The 806-nt window shown below is 42.1% G+C and carries 1 protein-coding gene; it reads right to left on the bottom strand.

What is annotated here, in order from left to right:
• Positions 1-137: 137 nt before the first annotated feature.
• On the bottom strand, positions 138-806 hold a 669-nt coding region (locus tag DXD06_RS16930; RefSeq protein WP_117833217.1), incomplete at its 5' end, for an IS110 family transposase.

Raw genomic sequence — 806 nt, forward strand, 5'->3', positions numbered from 1 at the left:
AAGGAGACCAGCTATGAAAAGTCAACCATAAATTAGCAAAAAATTTCTTTTTCATATCGGTGGTAAAAAAGGGTAACTTTAATAGAGCTCCCTTAGGGTGCTTTTTCAAAATCTATCGATATTGGTATACAGACCTCTTATTCGAGGTTGAATTCTACTTCGTCAGTGAGCATCTTCCAGATGACTCTGACAAGCTTGCCGGCACAGTGCCCAAGTGCATTGTAGTGAGACCGGCCTTCAGCCCTCTTGGCATCATAATAAGCCTTGAAGGTTGCGTTGTTTCTGACAACGTTCCAAGCTGCATTTACAAGGGCATATCGTAAAACACGAGAGCCACGTTTGGACATCCTTGTTGTCTTAGCCTGAAAGTTACCAGACTGATAAACAGAAGGATCCAAACCGGCAAAAGCAAGCAGCTTGTTAGGATTGGAGAAACGGTGAATATCACCTATTTCACCAAGAATCATTCCACCATTGATATATCCGATACCAGGAATGGTCATGATGACAGAATCGTTGAATTTCATGATATCCGTCATCTCAGCTTCAATCTTTTCTAATTGGCTATCCAGTAACTCGATTTGTTGAATTGTCTGAGTTATCTGAATAGATATAGCGCTGTCGTTTGCACCGACAGACTTCTGTGCGAGAACTCTTAATTCTTTGGCCAGCTCTTTGGTAAAGTGTCCGTGCGAGTTCACTTTGAGCAGATTTGCCAGATGAGTCATATGCATAGAAGCAATCTCTTTAGGAGAAGGTGCTTCTTTTAACAAAGCATAGACAGCGTGCTGGTGCAGACCGGATTT

This window comes from Roseburia sp. TF10-5 (assembly GCF_003462365.1).
Lineage (GTDB): Bacteria > Bacillota > Clostridia > Lachnospirales > Lachnospiraceae > Roseburia > Roseburia faecis.